Origin of the sequence: Aliidiomarina halalkaliphila (assembly GCF_007096385.1) — a bacterium.
GTDB classification, from domain to species: Bacteria; Pseudomonadota; Gammaproteobacteria; order Enterobacterales; family Alteromonadaceae; genus Aliidiomarina; species Aliidiomarina halalkaliphila.
In genome coordinates this window covers 198,141-215,326 of record NZ_VJWL01000003.1, presented here as the reverse complement: position 1 = coordinate 215,326, position 17,186 = coordinate 198,141, and the positions used below count along the sequence as shown (strand labels likewise).

Here is a 17,186-nt window from a genome sequence, read left to right as displayed (position 1 = left end):
CGATTTATGAACACTCTAACAACGCGCTGCTTTTTAGTCCTCGTCTGCCTGCCTTTTTTTCTGGTCGGCTGTCAGCAAACCGCTGTGCAACAAGAAACTTACGCCCCGGCCACCACCCAACAACCGACTATGGAAGATTATTGCGCAGAGCATGCCTGCCGCGGTGAAACCCACATTGAATTAGCCACCATCGATGGCGGTTACCAACACAAGTCCTCCTACTATTGGCCTGTTGTTAAAGACAACAGCGAAATTCGTGTTTTGGCAGGTGAGCGCGTATTCATTGAGGTTCTGTTTGATGAATTTGGTTCACCTAAAGAATTTATTCACGTGAATGAAATTCAACATCCAACCCGCACCTTTGAATTCAATTTCCGGCAAGTGGCAGGCAACTATGGCATGTTGGCCACCCTGCGCAACCCGCTCAATCAACCGGTTATTTTCTCTGTGACCTTAGTGGATGTAGATGGCAAAACTCGCACTGCTGGCACGTGCCCGATCCGCCCTAATCGGTCCTTTATGGATCAATGGGCCTTCCCTGCCACAGAGCTCGTGTTGAGTAACTTACAAGTACTGCATCCAAGCTCGCCCATTGTATGCACTGGAAGCTGATAAAGGGTCAACTTAACGCGATCTGGATCAAGATTCCGACCGTTCGTTTATGCTCTAATAAGCAGAATCTGCAAAGGAGTAATTATGACCCCACACATTGAAGCAGCCAGCGATGCATTTGCGAAAACCGTACTCATGCCCGGCGATCCACTGCGCGCCAAGTTTATTGCCGAACATTACTTAGATAACGTGAAGCAGGTGAATCAAGTACGCAATATGCTTGCATACACTGGCACTTATCAAGGTGTGCCAGTAAGTGTGATGGGTAGTGGCATGGGCATGCCCAGTATCGGGATTTATTCTTGGGAGCTATTCACGGTTTACGAAGTGGAACATATTATTCGTATTGGCTCCTGCGGTGCCTACAGCCCGGAGTTAAATCTCTATGATGTGCTGCTTGCTGATCGGGTTTTTAGTGAAACCACCTTCGGCACTGTACAAAATGGCGACCCTAACCCGTTTCGTTCACCTTCGCCTGAGTTGAACCAACGGTTGATTCAATCCGCCCATGCGCTATCCTTGCCTCTGAAAACCGGCACGGTACACTCCTGTGACGTGTTCTACCGGGAAAACAGCCAAGATTTCCAACGAATCCTGCATACCCATCAAGCGCTCGCGGTGGAAATGGAGGCCTTCGCCTTGTTTCACAATGCGCAAGTGCTTGGCAAACACGCCGCCTGCTTGTTGACCGTATCTGATAGTTTGGTTACTGCGGAGGCTGCGTCACCAGAAGCACGACAGACAGCCTTTACCCGCATGATGGATATCGCGTTGCACAGTATTGCCAACGCCTAACCAGTTTATTTCGTTTCCCGTGGCAAACTGCTGGTGAATAGTTTATCGCCAGCAGCAGTGTGCAGCACTAAATTGTCGTGGGCATCAAAATCAAACAAAATGACATCACCGAGGGCATTGATATAGCGCGATTCAAGTTGCATTCGTGGCTCTTCGCAAGCCATACGTGTTAATCCCATCTGACTAAAGCGCACGCCCTCACCGGTCAGTGTGTACCGACCAAAGTAACGATTGCATCCACTTTGACCATACAGGCGACCGTCATCACCAAAATTGAGGGTCATAGACACATTATCCGGAACGGCATCATCGTTGATGGCCACAATATGCCATTGGCTATTTGCGATCAGTGTATCCGTATGACCCGCACAGCCGGCCACCACGCGTTCACCGGTGTTTAACTCCGCAACGTAGGGATACGGCATGCCGGTCATGGTGTCGTGGCAAATGCTTACCCATAGGCTAATACTGCCACGGTCGTCTGCAAATACCATGGTTTGTTGATCATTCTGCACAATGGTGTCGGCAATGATCTCAATATTGCGCGACTCACCCATAAACTCGTAATGCACTTGCGCGTGATAAATATCGGCCATCCAAAAGGGTTCATTGCCTCGAGCTTGCATCTGCAGCTCACCGGCATCCTCAAGCACCACTGGCTCAACTACCTCAGGCTCACTTTCTTCCGGTACCGACGCACAGCCGACTATACCCATCAGCATCCCGAGCGCCATCACTCCACGTACATATTGATTCATCGCTTTGATTTGCATGGTTCCTCTCCAATCAAAGAAAAGCCATCAGGGCCACATCACGACGCGATAGCGGATAAAGTTCGATACTCATCCAGTGCATACTCATCCGTCATGCCACTGATCATGTCTTGTAACAAGCGACAGCGACAATACATTTCCCACACTTCCGGGTCGGCACTTTCGCGTTTCGCTAGCTGTGCATAAGCTTTAACATGTTTTTTGGGTAAACGGTTATACAAGCGGCTGACAATTAACAATCCTTTACGTTCACCGCGTTGTAAACGCGAAAAATCCGTATGGGAGAGCATGAGCAGGGGGCGATAGTGCTCAAGCAACTGATGAATAATGTGGTAACCCTGTAACTCCAAAGTTTCTACTTCGGCACTGGAAAATACATACGCGCTCGCTACTTTCTTGAAGGTTTCGATCACAGCATGAGCCGCCGAGTCATCCTCGAGCAACGCGCGATTGAAGGACCCATCCATCACCGTCGACCAATGCGCATGAAACTGCTCAGCCGCATGATCCACTAATGGGTGTACGAGCTGCACCCGCAACCACACAAAAAACTCATGTTCTTTGTTAATGGCTTCGTTTTCGGCACGCTGCAACGCATAGCGCACTACCTTTGCGAACGACTTTTGCTTGAAATGATCGCCGTCGGGATCCTGTGGATACTGGCGGGAAAATTCATCGATGAGGTAAGTCGCTAATGCTTGATAGCTCAACAAGCCTTTGTCGACACCATCTTCGAGGTCCGCCAAACAATAGGAGATATCATCGGCGGCCTCCATCACATAGGTGAGCGGATAACGATGCCCGGGCTGCAAGCCCAGTTGCGCTTGCAGATCTTCAATAAACGGCTGTTCAGAGAGATAAAAGCCCGGCTTCTTTTGCAGATAACTCAGCGGATGAGCGTCATCGGGGCGCGGGTCGGTCGCAGGCCGAGTGTATTTCAAAATACAGGCGGTTTGTGCGTAGGTCAGATTCAGTTTCTGCAGGGCCGCAATGATTCGAATACCTTGGGCATTGCCTTCGAAGCTTTGCAACTCACGCACCACTTGCTCACGCAATGTTTCGGCAGCACCGGTTTTTGTGTGAGCAAATGCGGGCAGAGACTCCACGTGGTCGGCAAACCATGCCGACAACGCCGCCTCTCCAAAATGACCAAAGGGTGGGTTACCGATGTCGTGCATCAGACACGCCATCTCTACCATGGATTCAGCAGCTCGTTCGTAGTGGAGAAACTCGTGCTGACTATCTCGCTGTTTCAGCTTGCGAAATATCTCGCGGGTAATAAAACGACCGGTTTGCTGCACTTCAAGAGAGTGCGTTAAACGAGAGCGCACCGCCGCATTGCGTTCCAATGGAAATACCTGGGTTTTTTGCTGCAAGCGACGCACCGCAGCGGAGTTTATGATGCGTCCCCGATCGCTTTCTAATTCACGTTCAAGCCGTTCCACGCTGGCTGTTTGGCCATTCTTCAGCGCCTGCATATACGGTCGCTGATGCTGAAATAAACGCTGCACCATGTTTTATCCCCTTCAAGTAGACTTCCACCATACCCAAATTCACGGCGGAGATAAATCAACCGATCGGCTGATAGCCTGACCAATCCGGTTCCAGGGCTTGGCGTTGCCCGTCTTTTTCTAAGTGGATATACCAACCCTCCAGTAAATCCACACTCAAGCAATTATCCACTTGATGAATATCGTCTTTATGGGGCATCACGCTATCGGTCATAAGGCGGCGACTGCCAATCACTTTTGCTTCCGCTTCTGAGGTGGCCACACACAGAGTGAAATCATGAAACTCAGCCAGCTTTCCCGGATAGTAGCCACCAAAGTTCACAAACCACAGCTGTTCAACATGCTCCGGCGGCGTTTGCTTTAATACAATACGGTAGCCATCCACATGGTGCAGGCGCACATAGCTATCTAAGTGCAAACTTTTAGGGATGCCATACCACTGCTTGCGAAGCGTTGGGTAGCACGATTCGATCGAATCACCCACGACAAATCGAACATCATGCACCTCAATGTTCGCCCCTGGGGCATCTCCCCCCACATACACCAAAAATAGATTCATCTGTGTTAACCGTTGTTATTGTTCAATTCTATTGCTGACCTTACTGACTTGAGCGAAGTTTTACCGCCGTTCCAAATACCAAGATCTCTGCTGCACTTTGCGCCACTACTGAGGTTGAAAAACGCACCCCAACAATGGCATCGGCCCCCAAAGTACGCGCTTCGTCGAGCATCCGGTCAATCGACTGCTCGCGCGCTTCCGCCATCAGCTTGGTATAGTCATGTAATTCACCACCCACCAAATTCCGTAAACCCGCCAATACGTCGCGGCCTAAGTGACGCGCGCGAATGGTGTTACCACGCACAATCCCCAAAGTTTCGGTGATATCTTCACCAACAATCGTTTCTGTGGTTGCGATCAAAATAGGTTTCATAGTTTTACCTTTCTGTATTTGTCGGTTTTCATGGCCACTAAGCGTTGCCGCAATACCATCAAGAATAATCCGAGGAGTCCCAAATAAAATCCAGCGATTCCTAACCGGACCCACCAAGGCACACTGCTATTGGTTAGTAAATCCAACGCCAGCTCCCAGAAGAAGAAACTGGTCACCAAAAGTACACCCAAAATAAGTGCCGACCAGCCCAGAATACCCAACCAACGGGCCGGTTTATCCCCCATAATCTTAGGCAGATCGCGAGCGTCAGCAGAAACATGCACGGCGACTTTCATATCTCCCCGCAAGGCTTGCATATCTGCCAAAAGTTGTTGGCAATGCGGACAGCTCCGCAAATGAATCATCACGCGCTGTTGTTCCTGTTGTGATAGTTCGCCATCTAAATAGCCGGATAGTTCCTCGGCTACCGCGCAAGGCTGTTGCTCAGTTTGCATAAGTGGCACCCCCTGACTGTGTTTGCAATCGAATAAGATGATCGCGAAGCGCCATCCGGGCGCGATGCAAGCGCGACATTACCGTGCCGCGCTCAATCCCTAAAACTTCAGCAAGATCATCGTAGCTAAGATCGTTTACGTCGCGTAACACCACGATTTCACGCTGTTCCGGCGTTAACTTGGCAAGTCCTTGGCGCACCCATGCAATGCGTTCCGAGCGCTCATGGGACTCATCCGTATCAACGAATGAGGCAGCGAGAGCATCGGCATCCACATGTCGTTGAAATCGTTGCTCCTGATGCAACCCGTTGATGCACAAATTACGCACAACTTTAAAGAACCACACCTTCTGTGCCGCCACGTCCGTGGGCACCCGACGTGCACTCAGGCTTTTATACAGCGCTTGTTGCACAACATCCCGGGCACTTTCCCGACACCCTAAAAGACTAGTGGCAAAGCCGATAGCACCACCATACCACTGTAAAAATGGGTGCTGGGTTTCCATTTGGCGGCTCTCCTTGTTAGGTTAGGTTGCACGATCGACATACTATAAACCGATGTCGTTGGGTTTTATTCCCACGTATCTCACTGGTATGGGCAGTTTATTTTTGTCGACTTAGTAGCTCAGACTTTCTTACACTATACGAAATCACATACATGGAGCCTAACGTGAATCAGATTCCTTTGCCCGATATCGTTGTCATGTTCTTTCTACTGGGTGTCGTTGCAGGATTAGTGAAATCCGATTTAAAGCTTCCGAAAGCCGCGTACGATGTGCTCAGTTTGCTACTGATGTTAACCATCGGCTTGAAGGGCGGGATGGCGCTGCACGAGAGCATGGGCCCCGGATTATTTACTGAGCTCGCCGGTATTGTGCTGCTTGGCATTCTCTCGCCATTAATTATTTTCCCAATTGTTTACTATGTGGTACGCCTTAGCCTTGCCAATAGCGCCAGCTTAACGGCGCATTATGGCTCGGTGAGTGCGGGTACCTTTGCAGTTGCACTGGCATACGTTCAAGGGCGCGAACTCCTTGCCGGTGGCCAAGTAACCTTGTACCTTGTGCTACTCGAGCTACCGGCAATTGTGCTGGGCTTAATGATTTACCGCAAACTCAGTGGTCAACACACGGGATCAAGCGCGGCGCTGTGGCAAGAAACGCTCACTAACCGCGGGGTTATTTTGCTTGTCGGTGGTGTGCTCATTGGTTGGCTCTATGGTCCCCATGCTGGCGACCAAGTCACTGGCCTGTATACCAACGCGTTTTATGGCGTACTTGCGTTGTTCTTATTAGAAATGGGGATGGTAGCGGCAACCACCCTGCATGGCTTGCAACGAAGTCATTGGCGAATTATCGCCTTTGCCTTGGTGATGCCCGTGGTATTAGCTTGCCTCGGTCTAGGTATGGCTATCGCCCTTGGTTTACCCGAAGGCTCGGCCATTATTCTGGCCTCTCTGACCGCGTCAGCTTCCTACATTGCCGCACCCGTCGCCATTCGCGGGGCCATTCCAGAAGCCGACATTGGACTCGCCATGCTCGCCTCTCTAGGCGTTACGTTCCCATTTAATGTGATAATCGGTATTCCGCTGTACCATAGCATGTGGCTTTGGGTCACAGGTTAATCAGTTCGCAGGTGATCTAAAACCCGATCACCTGCGAATACAGAGTACATATCTCAACCGACTTAGGTGCCGCCATGTTTGGCTTGTTTAAACCGAAAGACCCGACCAAAGCACTGCGCAAGAAACACGCGCAATTGCTCGAAAAAGGCATGCTCGCCCAACGCAAAGGGGATATCCGCACATACTCCATGCTCTCCCTCGAAGCCGAGAATCTGTGGAAAGAAATAGAAGCATTAGAGAAAAAAGGGCCCTGAGGCCCCTAGCCAGCGTATAGAATTCTGCGTTTATGGAATCGTATAAGTTGAGTTCAGGGCTCTTTATCAGTAGAGAAAATTTCTTTAATTTCCTTTCGATAGAAAAGCACCGCGAACACTACGCAAAACAACGTAACGAAAAACAAACTTTCGAAGATATCCGCGAGGCTAAAATCACTGCCCGTTGTTTTATATAACACAAGTATCCTCGCGATAATTCCCACAACCAAAACAGACACGATCAGACGTGTTTTTTTCACGTAAAATCTCTCCTTGAACATCAGGGCAAGAGCTTGAGTGCTTTTAATCACCTTCATTAGGGGTAATACTACCACCTAAAATGATGTTCGGGTTTAGTCTGCCACTACAAGGGGTCGTAGGGGTAGTGTAATGAAATCAACTACTCCGCTGGCTCAGTCCGCACGAATCCAGACTTCGGCATCGCTTCTTTTGAGACAAGTGTTTGCCACATTAAAACACCAGAACACAATGCATACAGATCAGCAAAGAAATGATAACCATGCCACTCAAGGCGGAAGCCTCCTGAGTAAGCAAGCACCACCCATGACAACACGATGCATATGAGCTGTAGTTTCTTAGTACCAATAAATAGACCCGCAGCAAGTGCAAGGAATACCAAAGCCTGCATAGCTGGCATGCTCAACAAAACGGCGTCGTGCAGCGTATTATCGATAAGATTAGCCATCTCAAGAGTCTCAAGTTGACTATCTTGCCCCACATAGAAACTAACCAAAACGACCAATATGGCTGTTAAAAATGTAAGAACCTTCATTTTCATCGATGCTATGAATCGGCTAACTTGTAAAGAATCTCCCATGAATCGGCTGATATCAGAAGCTATTAATATTCCAATTCCACCCACCACAAATGTGTATGCGCTGGTGTCGACAAGTCCTATTACCGTCACAGACTCATAAGGTTCTATAGGCAAATAAAGCACCACAAAAAGCACATAAAATGCCAGTCTTGCAGTAATCCGATTAAAAAACAGCAGGAGTGGTATTAGATAATAAACCGCATTCAGCCAAATTTCCGTGGAGAACCACAAAATCCCGCTTTCTTGAGTTGTTTGTGCTGCTGCAAATAGTAAGTTTGTGTATTGTTGTAGGTACTCGAGGTCATACCAATACAGCACCTGCCAGTGGATCCATAAGTGCATGTATATCAAACCCACCACAAGAAATGATAATATCCGGTGAGTTTTTAACTCGTAAGTTTCCTTAAGCATAAACTATATCCCTAAGCGACGTTGGCCGACAGAGCTTGGCGCAATAAATTCATTTAACATATCCCTATAACCTCGCGGATATATTCCGCATTTACATGGATTATTGCTCCCAATGGCTATCGGACCTTCAACGAAAATCTCTTCATTTTTATTATTTTTTGAACATGAAGTACGTGACTCATCGTAGTCTGGGTTAGGACACACACACCCTTGAATTCCTCCAGCAGCTATTAAAACTCGATCTGCAGTTTCCACAGAGTTCCTAACAAACTCCTGACGCATCTCTCTGTCATTTATCCGCCGCTGGAAAGGTGTGGCTAATCTACGAAAAGGATTCCGGCTTAAACCTAATTCATCGACATACATAACCGGATTTCCTTCAACATACCCATAAGTATTCATCCCGCCAGCTAACCCTATCGGGTCGCTCTGCAGGTAGCGCCCTGTGGTGGCATCGTAGTCCCGAAAATAGTTATACCAGCTGTCTTTTTCTGCATCCCAGTATTGGCCCGGGAACCCGATATTAAAGTCCCCTATCGAGCTTGTGAGAACCGTGCGGTCAAATGCTTCGAGTTGTGCACGCCAGACGACACTCTGTGACTGGTTCGTAATCACTTCCGGGCGCCCCAGGTGGTCATTATGCACATAGTAAAGCTCGTTATTATATATATAACCAACCACCTGACCCGCAAAATAAATATACTGCTTGGATGTACCTTCTGCCAGTAACTGGCCGCTCGGTGCATAGATAAAGTGCGTGGTCACGCCACCCGATGTTTTGCGTACCCGTTGGCCCAGCGCATTGTATCCATAGGTGGCACTGCCCGCACTGACCATACGGTTGTCATCGTTGTAGGTATAGTTTCGTGTCTGCCCGTTAAACAAAGTTTCACTAATCACATTACCATTGGCATCGTAACTCAGGTTACGCTGATTGCTTCCACGGGTTATTGACAGCAGCCGATTGGAGTTTGCATCCATGGTATAGCTTTCACTGAGGCTGCCCGTGCGACTTAAGCGATTGCCCAAGGTATCATAAGTGAACCCTGAGTTCCCTAGCCCACTACTCGTAATGCCAATCAAACGGTTACGGTTGTCGTAGCTAAATGCCTGCGAATCACCGGTTCGTATACCGTTCGTAATCTCAACAATATTCCCACGCCCATCATACGCATAAGATAAAGACTGCACTCCAGGTGTTTGAATCGATGTCAAGCGATAGCTCTGGTCGTAGCTGAGCGAACGCTGCAGCGAGTTACCGTACGTCCATGAGCGTACAGGACCAAAAGGCAACGATGAAATGTTGCTCAGTAATGGGGTATTCACACCACCAATGGTGACAGACACTGATTCTATCTCACCATAATTGTTATAGTGATAATGCACTTGATTGCCGCCAGGATATACAAGCGAATTCACGCGCCCATGTCCGTCATACGTCCAATTTACCGTGTAACTGCTGCTATCTATAGATACCTGTTGGGAGGTCGGCAGCCCCCAAATTCCGTATGTATAGGTCGTGGAACCAGAGGTATCCGTAAATGACGTTATTTTCCCGCGATGTTGTTGAACGCCCTGATCGTAATAAAATTGCGTCGTTTGGTCATTCTGCCGCTTTGTCATCCGACCTAGTGCGTCGTATTCCATGGTCGTGGTGATATTTCGTGCATCTGTTACTGAAATAGCGGCCCCCATATTATTCACCACAACACCACTGGTCCCGGTATCAGGACTTGCTAGTTGTTCAGTTTCACCAAAGAAATTTCTTGCGTATGTGGTTGCATTTGAACGCGCATCGGTCACACCTTCTATTCCTTTGAGCGAGTAATTAAATGAAGTCTCGCTGTTATCCGCCGCTTCAATCCGCTCCATACGGTTTAACAAATCATGAGTAAAAAACTGAGAGTGGCCATCCCCGTCCTCAGTTTCTATCAGACGACCTGCCGCATCATAAGTATATAAAGCAATGACATCCCCGTTATGATCGAGAATGGAGCGCAGCATGCCTCTGTCGGTATACGTTCTGTTTTCTAAATAAACGGTTGAGGCCGAGTTATCGATGGTTTCCTTTATCTCTTGCTGTGTAATGTTACCCATCAAATCCCGGGTGAGTAACAGCTCTTGAATAACATTGCCTTTGGCTTGTGAAATACGAATCAATCGACCTGCCAAATCATAATCATACGTAAATACCACCCCAGAGCTATGAGCCTCCTGAGCGATTTCATTGAATCGGTTGTAACTATACGCAACCTCACGAAATGCCCCTGTTGTTGCTACTTGCCTTACGGTCGCGACACGCCCGCGGCTATCATAGGTAAACTCCGTAGCGGTACCATCTGGATACACTATTTTTCCAACGTTACCGAGCGCATCATAGTTCTGATATAAGGTGTTAAATCCAAGCTCGTCGGTAATTTGGGTAAGGTTCCCTTGATTATCATAACTGTAAGTACGGGTTTCCCCTTCGGGATTTGTCATTACCTTGGATGTAATCAGTTTGCCCGTGCCGTAGGTATATTGCCAAGTCCACTCACGCGACTGACCGCCGCCGGACACCTCATATTTTGTTAAATCACGGTATCCATTGTACGTATAGTTCTCACTCCAGCCATCGCTTCGGCTCACTGAAGAAATGAGACGTGATACGGCGTTCCACGAGTACGTTGTCGTATATTCATCGGGCGTTCCAACCGCACGCGTGACCTGAGTTGGCAAGCGCCGGTAATACTGATAGGTACTCACTTCACCGGTTGCAGCTGTTCGCGAGATAACTTGGCCTATACTGTCATGTGTTTGCGATGTGATTGCAGTTCCGCAATAGGGGGTCCCATCTGAGCGGACTTCTGCTAAACGGCTTTTAGTTGAGTTGGTATAGAGATATCGCGTGTTATTACCGAGCGCGTTTGTCGCTGTAGAAGCTGCTTGAACGTAACTAAAAGTCGTTTTATCAATATCATTTGCATGCCGACTCTCTGTCACTCTGCCGTTGCTGTCGTAAGAAAACCAAGAGTAACGCTCTGATCCGTAACTCACACCGGTTAGCCGATGCCCTACCGAAGATTCGTAGTGGTACGTATGCGTTAAATTGTCGGGATAGGTAACTGAGGTTAAAACGCCGTTGGCGTACCCATAAACATATTCATTCCCCTGATTATCAATTACTTTTGAGACCCGATTAGAACTCCATTCTACGGTAAGTTTGCGCCCTCCAACGGCAACAATCTCACTAATTTTCCCTGAGTTGTAGCTGAAAGTAACGCCACGTCCATTGTTGGCTTCTAATATCTGAATTAATCGTCCCACATTGTTGAAAATAAAAGTGCGCCCATCCTCTCCATTCAGTCGGTAGGTACTGAACGTGGGATCCGTTTGTAAAATGTTTGAACCCGTAAAGCTAAAAAATGTAACCTCTGGAAACTCACCCGGCGGACGATTACGCGGTTCATCAAAGTGCACTTTACGACCCGCCCCTAAACGCACATACTCGGGCCAAGGATCACCCTGATCGTTAGAGGTCAAAACAAGTTGCGCATCTAACACCGAATACCAGCCCGGCCCAAATGCACCCACTTCCGAGTTAATACTTGAATATTGACGCGTAAATGCGAACGGAAATTGACCTTGCAGGACTAAATCCGTTACCGATTCAACTTTCTCCCCAGAGGATACAATGACAGGATTACCCTCTTTACATTCGTCATGCGCTTGTTCTTCTTCAAAAAGGTTTACTGTCGACAAATCGCTTGAAATACTTTGATTGAGTGCGCTCATAATACCGCGACTGCCGATAGCCTGAACCCTCATAGGACGAATCCCTTCAGGGCGTGTGCCAACCTTCTTAATACGCTCTATACCATCGGGAACTTTGTCTGTTTCTTGATCTGCGTTAACTTCACCGAGCGGTAACCAAAAACCCGCTAGAGTGGCAGTCAGTAACATACTGGGGAAAAACAATAATGATCGGCGCATCGTTCACACTCCCTATGTTGGGGTAGTCCATTGAATTACATGTGTAGGATGTTGAAAATAGCTCAGGCACAAATCGATAAAAATAGGGGTTTTCCCTCAAATGAACGGGGGGGGGGTGGTTAACTCACTGTTTTTAAAATAAAAACATATAAACACCCTTTACTCTTCTAAGGGAGCGTTACTTAGCCTGTTAACATCGCTTTAATTGCGAAAGACGGTCCTAAGATAGGAGCTTCTTTTTGGTTATGGCAATTGTATTACACTCTCAAAACCCTGCTCGAATCTGTAACCGATTGTGCGATTTTTGTAGATAATTTAATCGCTGGCGCGGTGCAAAGTCACCACGGGGTAAGGTAAGGGGCGAACGTCGTCCCATGCGTGGCGGATAAACTCTACCACGGCCATAGCGTCGGTATTACACACCACCCGATCTGCACTGCAACTGAGCGCGGTATCTTCATAGATCACCTGCAGCCGGCCGCCACTTTCGTCGATGCGGTCGACTGGGAACATGCGCAGTTCGCCGTCAACATAGGCTAAATCAATGCGCTCCGATTGGGTGCGTTGGCTTGTGTAGAGCACGCGCCAACCGTCGTTACCCGTCGCGTTATAAGCGTTCATGACCACATGATAGGTAGCGTCGCGATCCAGCGGTTCCCATTCCGGGGATTCAATGCTGCCACGGTTCACTTCCACAAGAGTAATAGCACCCCGTACACCCGGCTCTAGCTCGGTAAATTCAAAGCGTAAATTACCACCATAAGGGAATTTCCCGGCGTGGGATCCTTCTGGCAACGTCTCATTGATGGTATCCGTGAGCAGGCGCACAACCTCGGCGCCGGTGAGCGGCACGATCGCCAGATAATTTGAAAATGGCAGCAATTCTAGAGTGAGATTACCTTCGCGCACTTCCCCTTCGCCTAGAGAACCGCGCACGCCGCCTGCGCCCACGAGGGCAAAATCAGGCTGAATACCGGTTAGCGCCACCACCTCTTCTTGCGCAGCCCACCAATACTGCCCGAGCGCCACTAATGGGGCGAATTCGGAGCCGTGAGCATCACTGCCATCGTCTCCCGGGCGACGCACATGACGCACGCCTCGGGGTGACATGCCAATCACATCACCATAAGCCGCTTCCATCTCTGGTTTATAGGTCGTATCAATATGCGCCCTCAAGGCTGCGTGTTCTGGCACAATGGCAATATTATCTTCATGTTCAATAAAGTCTGTGATGCGCACATGGGTCATGGCATCAAAGCGATCACTTGCGGTGCGCTGATTGCTTTCATAAAAGGTATCGTTACTGAGCAGGGTATTGCCCCCTTCACAGGCGCGAATATTCCCTTCGGTGTCAAATTCGAGACGCACACGGCCAATCGCTTGGGCGTATTCGCCGGCTTGCACCACACAGGTCCAGCCATTGCCATCCGGATGCGGAACCCGCTGTGCATATTCGCCGTTGTTGCCCAAATTTAGATTTGAGAAATCCCCCAGAAGCGTATGAGAATGGCCACCCACGATGGCATCGATGCCATTCACTTTGCTCGCGATATCAACATCAACTGCATTGCCTACATGGGTGACGGCAATGATTTTTTGCACGCCAAGGGCTTTTAATTCATCCACGGTTGCTTGGGCTGATTCCACCATATCGAAAAACTCAACATCACCGGTATTCGGCGCGATATTGGGCATATCGTCGAGTGCGATACCAAACACCGCCACCCATGGTCGACCGTCGGGATAAATGGGGACTTCTGATAACCGTTCTTTTTCATAGCCATCAAACGCAAACACAACATAGGGCTTGAGGTTCGTTTGATCTTTTAAGTCTGCGTCGGCGCTGGTATCGATATTGGCCGCGAGCACTGGGAAATTAATGGTGGTTAAAAACTCATTGAGTAGACGGTTATCCAAATCAAATTCGTGATTACCTAAGGCCATCGCATCGATGCCCATGCGGCTTAGAATATCCGCATTCATACGCCCTTCGTTTAACTTAAAATAAGCACTGCCCTGCCATGCATCACCGCCGTGCAGGAACAACATACTCGCGTTATTCGCTTGCGCTTCACTACGGTATTGCTCTACCCGCTCGAGCAAACGTGGATGCCCACCAAACTCATTAAAGATTCGCTGATCTTGCATCCAAAAGCTGCCGCGTACCGGATCAAAGGCCGAGTGGGTATCGTTAATATGGGCAATGGTGAGTTCGAAGTAATCCGGGGCGATTTCCGGATCTGGCGCAGGTGCACAGCCTAAAATAGCTAGCGTCAGGCCGCTCATCACCATCGATTTCCAGTGTTTCATTCCCTCACTCCTTGCTTCTGTAACGTATTGGTGAATATCAGTTAAGTGTAATCGCCCACAAGCTAAAAGTGAAACGGCGCGGTGGGTGACGGCTTCGCAGCCCTGAGTTATGATGCAGTTTCGCTCCATCACAAAAATAAAAACATGATGCAAAATACCGAACTTTCTCAGGCGCATTTGCCCCCTCCAAGCCCGCTGTATCGCTGGATGGTTTTGCTCTTTGTGAGCTTAGCCATGTTCGGCAATTACTACGTATACGATTCGCTCTGGCCCGTTGTCGATTTGATGCGCACCCAGCTCGATTTCAGTTACCAGCAAATCGGCTGGCTCTCTACGGCGTATAACATTGCCGCCCTGATGGTGCTGTTGGCAGGTGGATACATTATTGACCGCTGGGGCACGCAACGGGCTATTGTCGTGTTCGCGCTGATATGTTTAATGGCAGCAGTGCTCACGGTGATCAGCTCGCGCTTTGAAGTGATTCTGGCGGGGCGTTTTTTGCTCGGTATCGGTGCAGAACCGCTCATTGTGGCGGCAACTACGGTACTCGCCAAGTGGTTCAAAGGCCGTGAACTGAGCTTTGCCTTTGGCATTAATTTATCCATCTCTCGCTTGGGAACGGCGTCGGCCGATTGGTCGCCCAACTTTGCCGGTGGGCTGTATGCCACCTGGCATGATCCCTTGTGGCTCGCGACCGGGGTTGCCTGTGTGTCTGTTACCGCGGCGATTCTCTACTGGGTAGCAGAAAAACGCGCGACAGGGCGTTTTCAATTAGCCACACCCAGTGCTACAGAAAAACTCGACGTAAAAAGCCTGTACAAGTTCTCGGCGTCTTACTGGTACATTGTGGCGCTCTGTGTGGTGTTCTATGCCACCATCTTTCCATTTCGCACCTTCGCTATTGATTACTTTCAGCAAGCCCATGGCGTGACGCGTGAAGCCGCTGGCTTGCTCAGTAGCATGTTGCCAGTGGCCGCCATTATTCTCACGCCGCTCTTTGGGATCTGGGTCGATAAAGTGGGGAGACGCTCACTGTTTATGGCGGTAGGAACCTTGATTATGCTCCCGCTCTTTTTGGCAGTCACTTACCTACCAGCAGGGCCCTTGGTGCAGCTCACCATTCCCTTTATTGGGAGTGAGCCGGTACCACTCACCTTATTGATCGTTATCTTTATGCTGGGCACGGTATTCTCATTAATACCTGCGGTGATGTGGCCCTCGGTGGCCTATATCGTGGATGGCGCGCGCTTGGGTTCGGCCTATGCGATGATGACACTCTGCCAACAGATCGGGTGGGCAGTCGTGCCATTAGCAATCGGTATTCTTAATGACCGCAATGCCGCCGGCCCGCTTAATCCTGGGGGCTACGCACCGGGCATGTGGGTCTACACGGGATTGGTGGCATTGGGGCTCTATTTTTCCTTTAAACTCTGGCAAACCGAGCGCGGGCCGAATGGGCATGGGCTGGATGGAAAAACCATGCATTTAGGCTCGTAATCACCCACGCCAAGATAAACAAAGGGCGCCAACTGGCGCCCTTCGCATTTAAACCATCGGACGAACACCCTTGCCGCCCTTGCCTTTGCCGCGCCAAAACGTACCCACACCATCGGAGTACACCATCAGCCACGTGAAACCAATGAGCACGAGGCCGAGTATAAGGGCTAATCCACGTCTATAGGTGGTGGCGGTATACACGCCTCCGGCACCCACAGGCACGGCTTCTTCAGGCGCTATCGGTAAGCCATGACGTTCAGCTAAATTATTCACCCCAATGAAATGAATTACCGGCACCCGCTCCCGCAAGAAGTATCCCATTACCGTGTCCACGGCAAATGCCCGCGCTGGTGCATTGAATTGGAGACCGGAGCGAAATTGGCTATCGATGCCTGGCGGCCCTACGATGGTGGCACCGCCTCCCACGTTCACAAAGGCTGCATACTTGCGCCCTCCAGAATGCTCTCGATACAGTGCAATACGATCCGCGACCGCTTCTTGGTAACTGCCCGGCTGTAGGAAACGAATATCGGCCCGTTCAATGCTGCGCCGCACACTGGCCACGCCATCTCGTGGCAAATCCACCCCACGATCTTCAACACCACCAATGGATGCAGCAACGGGTTTAAGGGAAATTACCCCTGCATTACGAAGTTCCCGTTCCATATCCAACCACAGCATATCGGGCACATTCGCGCCCCATTGCGATGACGAGCCCGAAGCAATAATGACCGGCTCCGCACCCATGGCTTCAAGGGCTGCATACACCGCCAAGTTAAGGCCCGGAAACGAACCTGATACCGCCACGGCGACTAAATCACCTTCTTGCACCCCTGCTTGCGCCATCAACTTCACGGCCACCGCCGCCCAGTTAGGATTCACCGACGTTTGTTTCGATTCCAAGCCGCCACGAGTGGTGGTGACAATGCTCGAAGCCACGCCAATCAGCCCCGAACGCTGAGGATCAAACTCTGGATTAATCGCCTGTACTTGTCCTCGAATGGGCCGAATAACTTCAATAGCGTCGCGCACCGTGCGTGACGCTGTCACCATAGTTGCGTAGTTCTCTTCAACAACAGGGTCGCGTTTTTGCACACCTTCAGCAATTAAGAAAATCGCAATCGCAGCGAGCGCCAAAAACACCAGTCCCCAAGTCGGCACTTGCGACGAACGCCAATATATTTTGGTGTAATTCTTCATCGA

The 17,186-nt window shown here is 49.5% G+C and carries 15 protein-coding genes; 5 read left to right on the top strand and 10 right to left on the bottom strand.

Annotation, left to right across the window (positions count from 1 at the left end):
* Nucleotides 1-6: 6 nt before the first annotated feature.
* Together FM042_RS09680 and deoD are read left to right on the top strand one after the other, a co-directional pair.
* On the top strand, nt 7-612 hold the full coding sequence (locus FM042_RS09680) for a hypothetical protein (RefSeq protein WP_143236223.1): 606 nt from the start codon (nt 7-9) through the stop codon (nt 610-612).
* 84 nt (nt 613-696) lie between these two features.
* A complete protein-coding gene (gene deoD, locus FM042_RS09675; protein ID WP_185960762.1) occupies nt 697-1,407 on the top strand; it encodes a purine-nucleoside phosphorylase in 711 nt (236 codons plus the stop codon).
* 5 nt (nt 1,408-1,412) lie between these two features.
* Here the strand turns inward: deoD and FM042_RS09670 are convergent, their stop codons facing one another.
* Genes FM042_RS09670 through FM042_RS09645 form a run of 6 tightly spaced genes read right to left on the bottom strand, consistent with a single transcriptional unit; the run spans nt 1,413 to nt 5,583 of the window.
* Nucleotides 1,413-2,180: an META domain-containing protein gene (locus tag FM042_RS09670; RefSeq protein WP_143236221.1), complete on the bottom strand. Its 768-nt coding sequence runs from the start codon at nt 2,178-2,180 to the stop codon at nt 1,413-1,415.
* A gap of 38 nt (nt 2,181-2,218) precedes the next feature.
* Nucleotides 2,219-3,694, bottom strand: coding sequence for a dGTPase (dgt, locus tag FM042_RS09665; protein ID WP_143236220.1), 1,476 nt, complete (start codon nt 3,692-3,694; stop codon nt 2,219-2,221).
* Nucleotides 3,695-3,749: 55 nt separating this feature from the next.
* Nucleotides 3,750-4,250 (bottom strand): DUF1543 domain-containing protein, encoded by a 501-nt coding sequence (locus tag FM042_RS09660; protein WP_143236219.1) that lies wholly within the window; start codon nt 4,248-4,250, stop codon nt 3,750-3,752.
* A gap of 40 nt (nt 4,251-4,290) precedes the next feature.
* A complete protein-coding gene (locus tag FM042_RS09655) occupies nt 4,291-4,623 on the bottom strand; it encodes a YbjQ family protein (RefSeq protein ID WP_143236218.1) in 333 nt (110 codons plus the stop codon).
* Nucleotides 4,620-5,078: an anti-sigma factor family protein gene (locus FM042_RS09650; RefSeq protein WP_143236217.1), complete on the bottom strand. Its 459-nt coding sequence runs from the start codon at nt 5,076-5,078 to the stop codon at nt 4,620-4,622. Before FM042_RS09650 ends, FM042_RS09655 begins: the two co-directional genes overlap by 4 nt.
* A complete protein-coding gene (locus tag FM042_RS09645; RefSeq protein WP_143236216.1) occupies nt 5,068-5,583 on the bottom strand; it encodes an RNA polymerase sigma factor in 516 nt (171 codons plus the stop codon). The genes FM042_RS09650 and FM042_RS09645 overlap by 11 nt, the downstream gene beginning before the upstream one ends.
* Before the next feature lie 179 nt (nt 5,584-5,762).
* Here FM042_RS09645 and FM042_RS09640 point away from each other — a divergent pair, with 179 nt between their 5' ends.
* Together FM042_RS09640 and FM042_RS09635 are read left to right on the top strand one after the other, a co-directional pair.
* A complete protein-coding gene (locus tag FM042_RS09640) occupies nt 5,763-6,701 on the top strand; it encodes a sodium-dependent bicarbonate transport family permease (protein WP_143236346.1) in 939 nt (312 codons plus the stop codon).
* A 74-nt stretch (nt 6,702-6,775) separates the two neighbouring features.
* Nucleotides 6,776-6,955 (top strand): DUF6435 family protein, encoded by a 180-nt coding sequence (locus tag FM042_RS09635; protein WP_143236215.1) that lies wholly within the window; start codon nt 6,776-6,778, stop codon nt 6,953-6,955.
* Between the two features lie 400 nt (nt 6,956-7,355).
* On the opposite strand, the gene FM042_RS09625 is transcribed toward FM042_RS09635, so the two are convergent.
* From FM042_RS09625 to FM042_RS09615, 3 genes are all read right to left on the bottom strand, one after another.
* Nucleotides 7,356-8,204 carry a hypothetical protein gene (locus FM042_RS09625; protein WP_143236213.1) on the bottom strand — a complete coding sequence of 283 codons (849 nt, stop codon included), beginning with the start codon at nt 8,202-8,204 and terminating at the stop codon, nt 7,356-7,358.
* A 3-nt stretch (nt 8,205-8,207) separates the two neighbouring features.
* Nucleotides 8,208-12,176: an RHS repeat-associated core domain-containing protein gene (locus FM042_RS09620; RefSeq protein WP_143236212.1), complete on the bottom strand. Its 3,969-nt coding sequence runs from the start codon at nt 12,174-12,176 to the stop codon at nt 8,208-8,210.
* A 315-nt stretch (nt 12,177-12,491) separates the two neighbouring features.
* Nucleotides 12,492-14,486, bottom strand: a complete 1,995-nt coding sequence (locus tag FM042_RS09615; protein ID WP_143236211.1) for a bifunctional metallophosphatase/5'-nucleotidase — start codon at nt 14,484-14,486, stop codon at nt 12,492-12,494.
* Between the two features lie 144 nt (nt 14,487-14,630).
* Between FM042_RS09615 and FM042_RS09610 the strand changes: the two genes are divergently transcribed.
* On the top strand, nt 14,631-15,983 hold the full coding sequence (locus FM042_RS09610) for an MFS transporter (protein WP_232366419.1): 1,353 nt from the start codon (nt 14,631-14,633) through the stop codon (nt 15,981-15,983).
* Between the two features lie 48 nt (nt 15,984-16,031).
* On the opposite strand, the gene pgsW is transcribed toward FM042_RS09610, so the two are convergent.
* On the bottom strand, nt 16,032-17,183 hold the full coding sequence (pgsW, locus tag FM042_RS09605) for a poly-gamma-glutamate system protein (protein WP_143236210.1): 1,152 nt from the start codon (nt 17,181-17,183) through the stop codon (nt 16,032-16,034).
* Nucleotides 17,184-17,186: the final 3 nt, after the last annotated feature.

Bases quoted from the DNA above. Each gene is read 5' to 3' on its own strand.
- FM042_RS09670 (WP_143236221.1), bottom strand. From the start codon at position 2,180: ATGCAAATCAAAGCGATGAATCAATATGTACGTGGAGTGATGGCGCTC.
- FM042_RS09625 (WP_143236213.1), bottom strand. From the start codon at position 8,204: ATGCTTAAGGAAACTTACGAGTTAAAAACTCACCGGATATTATCATTT.
- FM042_RS09650 (WP_143236217.1), bottom strand. From the start codon at position 5,078: ATGCAAACTGAGCAACAGCCTTGCGCGGTAGCCGAGGAACTATCCGGC.
- FM042_RS09660 (WP_143236219.1), bottom strand. From the start codon at position 4,250: ATGAATCTATTTTTGGTGTATGTGGGGGGAGATGCCCCAGGGGCGAAC.
- FM042_RS09620 (WP_143236212.1), bottom strand. From the start codon at position 12,176: ATGCGCCGATCATTATTGTTTTTCCCCAGTATGTTACTGACTGCCACT.
- FM042_RS09610 (WP_232366419.1), top strand. From the start codon at position 14,631: ATGATGCAAAATACCGAACTTTCTCAGGCGCATTTGCCCCCTCCAAGC.
- FM042_RS09645 (WP_143236216.1), bottom strand. From the start codon at position 5,583: ATGGAAACCCAGCACCCATTTTTACAGTGGTATGGTGGTGCTATCGGC.
- FM042_RS09615 (WP_143236211.1), bottom strand. From the start codon at position 14,486: ATGAAACACTGGAAATCGATGGTGATGAGCGGCCTGACGCTAGCTATT.
- FM042_RS09680 (WP_143236223.1), top strand. From the start codon at position 7: ATGAACACTCTAACAACGCGCTGCTTTTTAGTCCTCGTCTGCCTGCCT.
- FM042_RS09635 (WP_143236215.1), top strand. From the start codon at position 6,776: ATGTTTGGCTTGTTTAAACCGAAAGACCCGACCAAAGCACTGCGCAAG.
- dgt (WP_143236220.1), bottom strand. From the start codon at position 3,694: ATGGTGCAGCGTTTATTTCAGCATCAGCGACCGTATATGCAGGCGCTG.
- deoD (WP_185960762.1), top strand. From the start codon at position 697: ATGACCCCACACATTGAAGCAGCCAGCGATGCATTTGCGAAAACCGTA.
- pgsW (WP_143236210.1), bottom strand. From the start codon at position 17,183: ATGAAGAATTACACCAAAATATATTGGCGTTCGTCGCAAGTGCCGACT.
- FM042_RS09655 (WP_143236218.1), bottom strand. From the start codon at position 4,623: ATGAAACCTATTTTGATCGCAACCACAGAAACGATTGTTGGTGAAGAT.